Here is a 9,554-nt window from a genome sequence, read left to right as displayed (position 1 = left end):
CATGCTGGTGGCCGAGGCGCGTGAGGTCGCACTGCGCGGCCGGTCGGGCGTATACGACGTGACCGTCCGTCGCGACGACACGGTGATCGCTGAGTTCCGCGGCCGCAGCCGGTCGCTGGGCCTACCCGTCCTCAAGGAGGAGCAATGACAGAGCAGCCCGTGGTTGTCGAGCGTGACGGCGCGGTCGTCACCATCACGATGAACCGCCCTGAGCGGCGCAACGCCCTCACCGCCGACCTGAAGGCGGAACTGCTGAGGGCACTGATGGAGGCTGGGGACGACACCGGAGTCCGGGCCGTGGTCCTCGCCGCGGCAGGACCCGCCTTCTGTGTCGGCCAGGATCTCGGGGAGCACGCCCGCAGCCTCGCGGACGACGCGAAGAGCGCCTTCGACACCGTGCGGGAGCATTACTCGCCGATAATCCAAGCATTGATGACCATGTCGAAGCCGGTAGTCGCAGCAGTCTCTGGCACCTGTGTCGGCGCGGGGCTTGGCATCGCGCTCGCCTGCGACCTGCGCGTGTTCGCTTCCGGAGTCAAGCTGGCCACGGCGTTCACGGGCATCGGACTGACCTTCGACTCCGGCCTGTCCTACACGCTGCCGAGGGCGGTGGGGGAGTCAAGGGCGCGCGACCTGATGCTGCGCGGTCGGACGTTTGAGGTCGAGCAGGCAGTGGCTTGGGGGGTGAGCGGCGAGGTTGTCGATTCGGCCGACGTGCTGACCACCGCGCAGGCGATAGCGGCTGACTTGGCGCAAGGACCGACCGTCGCGTTCGCGGAGACCAAGCAGCTGCTGATCTCGAGCGCGTCGGGCACGCTCCGAGATGCGCTCGACGCGGAGGCGCAAGCGCAAACGCGGTGCGGCGTGACTCAAGACCACCAGTCGGCAGTATCAGCGTTCCTGGCGCGAGAGAAGCCGCACTTCGTCGGGGCATGACCCGCTCCCGACGGTGCACGACTGAACGTAGGGCATCGACGGGTCCGGGTTGGGGTGACCCGGCAAAACGGGCCCATCTGTGCTGATGTCACGTGCTCGCAGTGTGCCGAGTTCGCAATGGACAAGTAACCGTGCGCGCCACTACAAGTTTGCCGAGGCACTGCACGCCAGTATGGATGACGCGTGTCAGTTTCCGGAAAGCTCCGGCGACCAATACCCGCGATAGTTCTGCCGATGTGGTGCGTGGCGGCGAAGGTTGGCGCTGGCGCTCAACAAATGTGTCCCGATGGAAAGGATCGATTGATGCCCACCTCAACTCCTCGGGCTCTTCAGGAAACGTTCTTGGAGAAGTTCCGCGCTCAGGACATCGAAGGACTGATGGCTCTGTACGAGCCGAATGCGGTGTTTGTGACTCTGACCGGACAGAGTGCCGTCGGACTTGATGCGATTCGCGAGCAGCTCACCGGCTTGCTGGCCGCTGCGAGCAAGTCGTTCGTACTGACCCCGACGGCCGCCTTCGAAGTAGACGGTGTGGCGCTCATGCACTCGGACTGGGCGCTGGAAGGGACAGCACCGGACGGGTCTGATTTGTCGCTGTCGGGCACCACTGTCGAGGTGGCCCGCCGCGGGGTCGATGGCGAATGGCGATACGCGGTGGACAGCCCCATCGGAATTGTGGACGTGGGCCTATGACCGATGAGATCTGGAAATGGTCGGCATCGCACACAGCTCGCGCCATCCGGGACAAGGAGGTGTCCGCGGTCGAAGTAGTCACCGCGTCGCTCGACCGTCTACACACCACACAACCAGTCAGTAATGCGTTCGGGTTCGTAGCAGAAAACGCTCTTGAGCGTGCGCACGAGGCAGACGCGGTGATGGCAAAGGGAGAGCCCACCGGACTTCTCCATGGGGTACCTGTCGCCTTCAAACTCAACACTCACATGGAAGGCCAGCCGACCACCGACGGCGTAGCTGACTATGTCGACAGGATCGCCGACGAAACGTCGCCGGCCGTCCAGAATCTTCTTTCTGCCGGCGCGATCTCACTCGGCCGCACGAATGTCCCCCCATTCTCTCTGCGCTATTGCACCGAGAGCCGGGGTTGGGGCCGGACCTACAACCCTTGGGACCACACGGTGACACCGGGCGGGTCAAGCGGCGGTGCGGCTGTGGCTGTTGCGACAGGTGCCGTGGCGATTGCCCAGGGCAACGACATCGCGGGGTCGATCCGCTACCCCGCCAGTGTGTGCGGCGTCGTCGGGTTGCGCCCCACGTTCGGCCGCATTCCCACGTGGTACTCGAGCTCGACCGTCGGTGTCCCCATGTCCATCCAGCAGATGTGCGTGGACGGACCACTTGCGCGCACCGTAGATGATCTACGACTCGCACTTCGAGCCATGCAAGTGCCCGATCCACGCGATCCGAACGCCGTGCCGCTGGAGTCCTTCGGGCGCTACGACACTGAGTCGGCCAAGCGCGCGGCCGTCGTCGTCGACCCCGGTCCCGGACCGTTCGCGGGCCCGGGCCGTCCCGAGACGACCGAGGCTGCTCGAACGGCAGGCCGATGGCTTTCGGACGCCGGATACGAAGTCGAAGAAGTCACCCTGCCCGCTCTCGCCGACGCGGCAAGACTGTGGCACAAAATTGTCCTCACCGAGCTCGGCGTAGCCGGGTTCGTCGATGAGATGCATCGCGTCGGTGACGCAGAAATCCTCCAGTTCTTGGGTTTGTGGTCTGCGGTCGCAATAGATGAACTCGGAGAGACGGGGTTCGCTGAATTTGTCGCGGCACTGGCTGAGCGGCACCTGGTACGAAGGCGAATCTCAGAGTTCATGGCGGACTTCCCACTACTGGTACTGCCCAACTCTGGTGAACCTGCAATCCCTTACGGCACGGACCTCGAATCGCAGGAACGGGTGCGAGAATTTCTCGGCAACCAATGGCCCGGCCTCGCCGTACCTGTGCTGGGCCTCCCAGCTATCGGCATCGCCACGTCCCCGACAGAAGGCGCTCCCCTCGGGGTCCACGTCGTTGGACGGGCATTTGACGAGGAATCGGTCTTCAAAGCCGCCGAAGTCATCGAGGCGCGCTCGGGCATCGTCACGCCAATCGATCCGGACCCGCATAGCGCACCGTAGGGCCAGTGACGCCACCGGTGGCGAACTTGCTCAGCAACTATGGGCAGACTGAATATTCGTCCGGTATTGCAGACCCGCAGAGCCGGGTACTTGTGAAGAGGGCGGTCAGTCGGCGTTCGCTTGGGTGCGATGTAACCCTGTGAAGACAATCGCCGCGACGGCGTCGGCCAGCTCGTCGGCCGAGTTGCCACCGCGTGGGCGGTACCACTCCACGATGGAGTTGATCATGCCCCAGATCAGGCGGCTGACCAGCGCCGGATCAATATCCGGCCGGATGTCGCCCTCATCGACGGCGGCTTGCACCATGCCGCTGACGAAGGCGTCGAACTCGCGCCGGCGAGCAAGGGCCCGTTTCTCCACAGGTGTATTGCCGCGGAGTCGGAGTAGCAGCGTCACGTAAGGCAGTTCGGTGACCAGTACGCCGACGCTGCGGCGCACGAGGTATTCCAGCCGATCGATGGACCGTCCGCTGACCGCTGGTTTCTCGGTCGTGGCCGCGAACAAAGCGTTCAGGGCTCGGGACAACGCGAGCTCCAGCAACTCGGACTTGCCTGAGACATGGTGGTAGATACCGGATTTAGCGATGCCGAGGCGCTTGGCGAGAACGTCCATGCTGGTGGCGTCGTAGCCCTTTTCGTTGAACACCTTGACCGCTACCGACAGTAGGGAATCGAGGTCGTATCCGGGCCGGCCGGGGCGCCCCGTGCGGTTCACTACGCGCGCCGTTGTAATGGGTTCACCTTGAATGATTGCGCGCTGGACATTTCGAGCACTTTCCGACTGGGTTTTGATACTGGCCGAATGGTCGATAATAGTCTCGATATAGATCCGGCGACGAGCGAAGTCCTCCTCGTTGACCGGGCGCGAACGCCGCCCGGCCTTGAAGGTGTCGCGCTGGCGGGGCTTCGGCCCGAAGATATGGGCCGGTTTCGTCGTAGCCAAATGAGTGCTTGAGAAGTGACCTCTGCCAAGCATCGGATGCGTTTCAGCCAAGTTTCTGTGCGCGCCGAGACAACAAATCCGCACGACTCATCGACAAGATTTTGACCAGTCACTACAAGAGAAGCAGGCAATCTGCATCACGGTCAGCACCTGCTCGCGCAACGAACATCATAAGGGAGCATCATGACCGCGTCGCCCGAGTCGATGACCACCTCCGCACTGCCAGACGGAACAGTTACCTCGCTGTTTGTGGCGGGTCGGTGGCGCGACGCCGCCGATGGTGGAACGTTCACGGACATCAATCCGGCAACGGAGACCAGCCTCGCCGAAATCGCCTCGGCCTCCGCCCCAGACGTTGACGAAGCGGTCCGCGCTGCACGCGCTCAGCTCGATGGCGAGTGGGGCGCTATGCCCGGAGCCGCCCGCGGCCGGATCCTCGCCAGAGTCGCCGATCTGATCGAGCGGGACAGCGAGATCTTGGCCCGGCTCGAGGCCCTCGACGTCGGCAAGCCGATCGGTCAGCCGGCCATGCTCGACATCCCCAACGCCGCAGCGACTTTCCGCCACTTCGCTGGCTGGGCGGACAAGATCACGGGCAACGTGATCCATACCGCCGGCTACTTCGGACGGCCGACGCACTCCCACACCGTGCGCGAACCGATCGGCGTCATCGGCGCGATCATCCCGTGGAACACACCCCTGATGATCGCAGGCTGGAAGATTGCTCCCGCCCTCGCCGCTGGCAACACCATGGTCGTCAAGCCGCCTGAAGAGGCTCCGCTGTCGATCCTGCACTTGGCCAAGCTTCTCCACGAAGCCGGGCTCCCCGACGGCGTGCTGAGCGTGCTCCCCGGGCTGGGCGCGGTCGCTGGCGACGCCTTGGTCAGGCACGCGGATGTCGACAAGATCAGCTTCACCGGCAGTCCCCGCGTCGGCCGGCTGATCGGGCAACACGCCGCCGAGACCTTCAAACGAGTGACCCTCGAGCTGGGCGGCAAGACGCCGCAGATCATCATGGCCGATGCCGATGTCGACGCCGCCATCAATGGCACCGCGCTCGGCTTGTTCTTCAACCAGGGCGAGGTATGCGCCGCCGGCACCCGAGTGCTGGTCCACCGCTCGCTGTATTCACGGGTCGTCGATGAACTCGCCGCGGCGGCAACGGCACAGGTGCTCGGCGACCCGTTTGATCCGGCCACAACTATGGGTCCCCTGGTCAATGCGCGACAGCGTGACACCGTACTCGACTACATCGAGAAAGGCCGGCAAGATGGTGCGCGCCTCGTCGCTGGCGGCGGAAAACCCGACGGCGCAGGGTATTTCGTGCAGCCGACAATCTTCGCCGACGCTACCAATGACATGACGATCGCCCGTGAAGAGATCTTCGGGCCTGTCGGCACAGTGATCCCGTTCGACGATCCGGACGAGGCGATCCGCTTGGCCAATGATTCCGCTTATGGTCTCGCCGCGAGCATCTGGACCCGCGATGTCTCCCACGCCCACACTCTGGCCCGCAAGGTCCGCGCCGGCGCAGTGTGGGTCAACGGCTGGGCCGCCATCGATCCCGCTCTCCCTTGGGGCGGCATGAAAACCAGTGGCATCGGCCGGGAACTCGGCTGGGCTGGGATCGAAGCCAATACCGAAGAAAAGGTGATCACCATCGTCCTGTGACCGCCGACGAGCAGCACCGGCGAACCGACCGCGTTGTTCAGGCGTCCTTCCTCACCGCATGTCGAGTGACGAACAGCCTTTTCACGCCTAGGTTCGGTAGTTGGAAGCGCCGGGTTTCTGGAAGTTCGCCACGACGGTGTCGCGCGTTGCTTCTTTACGAAGCCGCAGGCCGTTTCGCCAGCAGGTCCAGCGCAATGTCGACGATCATGTCCTCCTGCCCGCCGACGAGCCCGCGTCGGCCGACCTCCAGCAGCAACGTCCGCGCGTCGACACCGTAACGGCGGGAGGCGCTTTCGGCGTGCCGCAGGAACGACGAGTAGACGCCCGCGTAGCCAAGGGTGAGTGTTTCGCGATCCACCTGAACCGGGCGGTCACGCAGCGGCCGCACCAGGTCATCGGCCGCGTCCTGAAGCGCCAGCAGGTCGCAGCCGTGCTGCCACTGCTGCAGGTCGGCGACTGCGATGAATGCCTCGATCGGAGTGTTCCCCGCACCGGCGCCTTGACCGGCCAGCGAAGCGTCGACTCGGGTCACGCCCTCCTCGACCGCCACGACGCTGTTGGCCACCGACAGCGACAGGTTCTCGTGCGCGTGCACCCCGATTTGCGTGTCGGGTTTCAGGACGTCACGGTAGGCGCGCACTCTGTCGCGCATGCCGTCCATGGTCAACCGGCCACCGGAGTCGGTGACGTAAACGCACTGGGCCCCAAAGCCTTCCATCAGCTTGGCCTGCGCGGCGAGCTGGGTGGCGGAGGCCAAGTGGCTCATCATCAAGAATCCGGACACGTCCATTCCGAGTTCTCTCGCGGTCGCGATGTGCTGGGCGGAGATGTCGGCCTCGGTGCAGTGGGTGGCGATGCGCACCGAACGCACGCCGTGGTCGTGGGCGCGCTGCAGCTCGGCGATGGTGCCGATGCCCGGCAGCAGCAGGGTAGTGAGCACAGCGTTGCTGATGTTGTCTGCGGCCGCTTCGATCCATTCCCAGTCGGTGTGGCTGCCGGGGCCGTAGTTCAGCGACCCGCCGGCCAGGCCGTCACCGTGTGCGACCTCGATCGCGTCGACACCGGCCGCATCGAGGGCCGCGGCAATGCGGCCGACATCGTCGGGACTGATGCGATGGCGGATTGCGTGCATCCCGTCGCGCAGTGTGACGTCCTGAATGTAGAGCCTGCGGTTCATCGGATCGCCTCCGTCCTCGCGATATCGGCGTGGCGGGCGATCGATTCGGCCACCCGGATCGCCGCCGAGGTCATGATGTCGAGATTGCCGGCGTAGGCGGGCAGGTAATGCGCGGCGCCCTCCACCTCCAGGAAGACCGACACCTTGGTGGTTACGGGGTCCGCGCCGTCGGGTACCAGCGTATGCACCGGTTCGTCCGGCTCGATCGGGGTGAACTGGACGTCCTGTTTGAGGCGGTATCCGGGCACGTAGCGCGCGACGCGCTCGGCCATGGCGGCGACCGATTCCCTGATGGCGTCGTGGTCCGCATCTCCGATCAGGCAGAACACGGTGTCGCGCATGATCAAGGGCGGGTCGGCGGGATTGAGGATGATGATCGCCTTGCCCTTGCTCGCCCCGCCAACGGATTCGATTGCGTGCGACGTGGTTTCGGTGAACTCGTCGATGTTGGCACGTGTGCCCGGTCCCGCCGACTTGGACGCGATGGAGGCGACGATCTCTGCGTAGGGGACCGGCGTCACTGCCGACACCGCCGCGACCATCGGGATGGTGGCCTGGCCACCGCAGGTCACCATGTTGACGTTGTCGGCGCCGGCGTCGAGGCACTCGTCGAGGTTGACCGTCGGGACGACGAGGGGACCGATCGCCGCCGGCGTCAGGTCGATGAGTTTCTTGCCGTGCGGTGCCAGCGCGGCGGCGTTGGCGACATGTGCCCGGGCCGAGGTGGCGTCGAGCACGATTTCGATATCGTCGAAGTGACGCATTGAGATGAGGCCGTCGACGCCGTCGTGGGTGACGGGGATGCCCAATCGCTTCGCCCGCGCGAGCCCGTCAGAGTCGGGGTCGATGCCCACCATGGCGGCGACCTCTAGGTCGTCAGACGTGCGCAAGATCTTGATCATCAGGTCGGTGCCGATATTGCCCGAGCCGATGATCGCGACTTTGGTCTTGGTCACAAGGTCTCCTTGGGGGAGAAGGTCGCCAACACCTCGCCCAGCGGCGCGATCTCGGCGCGGATGCGTGTTCCCGGCGGTGTGGCGGTCATCGGTCCCAGAGCTCCGGACAAGATGATTTGTCCTGCGCGCAACGGGTTTCCGAACGACGCCGCGGTGCGGGCCAGCCAGGCCAGGGCGTTCAACGGGTCGCCGAGGCAGGCGGTTCCTTCGCCTCCGGACACCAGCGCGTCGTCGGCGTACATCCGCATCGTGACGTCACGGGGCTCGAACTCTTCGAGGGTGAGCCTCCGGCTGCCGAGGAGAAACAGACCGCTAGAGGCGTTGTCGGCGACCGTATCTGCGATGGTGAGGTCCCAGTCGGCGATGCGGCTGTCAACGATTTCCAGCGCGGCAACGGCGTAGTCGACTGCGCCGCGCACGCGTTCACCGCCGAAGTCATCGCCGTCGAGATCATCGCCAAGCACGAACGCGATCTCCGCCTCGGCCTTGGGCTGGAGCAGGCGTTGGGAGGGCACCACCGGTTCCGAGGACACGTCCATGTCAGCGAACAGCACGCCGAAGTCGGGCTGGTCAACACCCAACTGCTGTTGCACGGCTGGCGATGTCAGACCGATCTTGCGGCCGACGACGACCGCCCCGCCGGCGATGCGGCGGCTGATCAGCTCCTGCTGAACCGCGTACGCGGTGTCAAGGTCGGTGTCGCCAATGAGCGTTCGGATCGGTGGCGTGGGGCGTCCGGTGCTGGCGGCACGCGCGATTCGATCGGCGGCTTCAGCGATGACGGGCGTCACTGGGCTGCCTGCTGTGCGGTGGCGACGGCGAACCCGGCAATCCATGCGGGAATCGGTTCGTAGAAGCGATAATTCATGTCATATGGGCCGTCGGCGGCAAGCGAGGCGAACGCGGCAATCCAGCTGCGTACTTCATGTGCCGACCCGCCACCCTCAGTGGCCATGCCCTCGACCGTCCAGGTGTCGAACTCGTCCAGCTCACCCTGCGCGAGCAGGTCCAGCAGCCGGTTGTCCCACGCCGGGTTGATCGGCATCATCGTCGTGGAGCCGGCCACGTAGTCGCGTCCGGCCGCAACCACCCGGCTCTCACCCTTGCTGCGCTGTTCCGGTGTTGGCGGATGCCCCTCGATCAGCGCGTCGGCGACGCGTGGCGGCGCGCCGTCGAGCACCGGCACCGGCGGGTCGTGTGAAAGACCGCCGGAAGCGAGGAACAGGACGCGCCGGTCCAGCTCGGCCGCGGCCTGGCCCGCCGCCGTGCCAAGCGCTCGGATGCGGCTGACCGGGCCCAGCGGCGTGGCCACCCCGTTGATGAAGATCGGAACCACCGGAACCCGGTCGATACCACCGAACAGGGTTTCCAGCGGCTGCGCGAAACCGTGATCGACGGTCATCCGGGCTGAGATCGTCAGATCTATGCCGCGCTCGAGGACGCCTTTTGCGAGGGCATTGGCGGCCTCGGTGTCGACCGACAGCGGCCCCGAGGCCGAGCCGAAATCGCCGACCGAATGCGCCTCGGTGCCAAGGCAAAACGGCGGCATCTCCTTGTAGAAGAAGCCGTTGTAGTGGTCGGGTGCATAGAGCACGACCAATTCAGGCTCGAAGTCGGCGATGAACGTCCTGGCGGTCTCGACGGCGGCCTCGACGCGGTCGAGCACCTCCGGCTCGGGGTCGTTCTTGCCGATGAGCGGTGAGTGCGACAGGCCGACAACTGCTGCGGTCATGG

General features: G+C 65.2%; 9 protein-coding genes. 4 read left to right on the top strand and 5 right to left on the bottom strand.

The features are described from left to right. Positions 1-144: 144 nt before the first annotated feature. From VJV41_RS05905 to VJV41_RS05895, 3 genes are all read left to right on the top strand, one after another. Positions 145-936 carry an enoyl-CoA hydratase/isomerase family protein gene (locus VJV41_RS05905; protein WP_325332070.1) on the top strand — a complete coding sequence of 264 codons (792 nt, stop codon included), beginning with the start codon at positions 145-147 and terminating at the stop codon, positions 934-936. Positions 937-1,239: 303 nt separating this feature from the next. After that, on the top strand, positions 1,240-1,629 hold the full coding sequence (locus tag VJV41_RS05900) for an SgcJ/EcaC family oxidoreductase (protein WP_325332068.1): 390 nt from the start codon (positions 1,240-1,242) through the stop codon (positions 1,627-1,629). Next, positions 1,626-3,074, top strand: a complete 1,449-nt coding sequence (locus VJV41_RS05895) for an amidase (protein WP_325332066.1) — start codon at positions 1,626-1,628, stop codon at positions 3,072-3,074. The genes VJV41_RS05900 and VJV41_RS05895 overlap by 4 nt, the downstream gene beginning before the upstream one ends. 105 nt (positions 3,075-3,179) lie before the next feature. Here the strand turns inward: VJV41_RS05895 and VJV41_RS05890 are convergent, their stop codons facing one another. Next, complete coding sequence (locus tag VJV41_RS05890; protein ID WP_325332084.1) at positions 3,180-3,806, bottom strand: TetR/AcrR family transcriptional regulator; 627 nt, start codon at positions 3,804-3,806, stop codon at positions 3,180-3,182. A 393-nt stretch (positions 3,807-4,199) separates the two neighbouring features. Here VJV41_RS05890 and styD point away from each other — a divergent pair, with 393 nt between their 5' ends. Then, a complete protein-coding gene (gene styD / locus VJV41_RS05885) occupies positions 4,200-5,687 on the top strand; it encodes a phenylacetaldehyde dehydrogenase StyD (RefSeq protein WP_325332064.1) in 1,488 nt (495 codons plus the stop codon). Positions 5,688-5,841: 154 nt separating this feature from the next. Here styD and dmpG read toward each other — a convergent pair whose 3' ends face one another. Genes dmpG through VJV41_RS05865 form a run of 4 tightly spaced genes read right to left on the bottom strand, consistent with a single transcriptional unit; the run spans position 5,842 to position 9,552 of the window. After that, positions 5,842-6,864, bottom strand: a complete 1,023-nt coding sequence (gene dmpG / locus VJV41_RS05880) for a 4-hydroxy-2-oxovalerate aldolase (protein ID WP_325332062.1) — start codon at positions 6,862-6,864, stop codon at positions 5,842-5,844. Further along, positions 6,861-7,820, bottom strand: a complete 960-nt coding sequence (locus VJV41_RS05875; RefSeq protein WP_325332060.1) for an acetaldehyde dehydrogenase (acetylating) — start codon at positions 7,818-7,820, stop codon at positions 6,861-6,863. Before VJV41_RS05875 ends, dmpG begins: the two co-directional genes overlap by 4 nt. Continuing rightward, positions 7,817-8,656 (bottom strand): 2-keto-4-pentenoate hydratase, encoded by an 840-nt coding sequence (locus VJV41_RS05870; RefSeq protein WP_325332058.1) that lies wholly within the window; start codon positions 8,654-8,656, stop codon positions 7,817-7,819. Before VJV41_RS05870 ends, VJV41_RS05875 begins: the two co-directional genes overlap by 4 nt. After that, entirely contained in the window at positions 8,608-9,552 is a 945-nt protein-coding gene (locus VJV41_RS05865) for a 3-carboxyethylcatechol 2,3-dioxygenase (RefSeq protein ID WP_325332056.1), read from the bottom strand. The genes VJV41_RS05870 and VJV41_RS05865 overlap by 49 nt, the downstream gene beginning before the upstream one ends. Between the last annotated feature and the right edge of the window lie 2 nt (positions 9,553-9,554).

The organism is Mycobacterium sp. (genome assembly GCF_035274705.1).
Classification (GTDB): Bacteria; Actinomycetota; Actinomycetes; order Mycobacteriales; family Mycobacteriaceae; genus Mycobacterium.
The sequence above is the reverse complement of the archived record's forward strand: the minus strand, read 5'-3'. Positions and strand labels throughout refer to the sequence as shown.

Excerpts from the sequence above, each read along its gene's own strand:
- VJV41_RS05865 (WP_325332056.1), bottom strand. The coding sequence starts at position 9,552 with ATGACCGCAGCAGTTGTCGGCCTGTCGCACTCACCGCTCATCGGCAAG.
- styD (WP_325332064.1), top strand. The coding sequence starts at position 4,200 with ATGACCGCGTCGCCCGAGTCGATGACCACCTCCGCACTGCCAGACGGA.
- VJV41_RS05870 (WP_325332058.1), bottom strand. The coding sequence starts at position 8,656 with ATGGATTGCCGGGTTCGCCGTCGCCACCGCACAGCAGGCAGCCCAGTG.
- VJV41_RS05905 (WP_325332070.1), top strand. The coding sequence starts at position 145 with ATGACAGAGCAGCCCGTGGTTGTCGAGCGTGACGGCGCGGTCGTCACC.
- dmpG (WP_325332062.1), bottom strand. The coding sequence starts at position 6,864 with ATGAACCGCAGGCTCTACATTCAGGACGTCACACTGCGCGACGGGATG.
- VJV41_RS05900 (WP_325332068.1), top strand. The coding sequence starts at position 1,240 with ATGCCCACCTCAACTCCTCGGGCTCTTCAGGAAACGTTCTTGGAGAAG.
- VJV41_RS05895 (WP_325332066.1), top strand. The coding sequence starts at position 1,626 with ATGACCGATGAGATCTGGAAATGGTCGGCATCGCACACAGCTCGCGCC.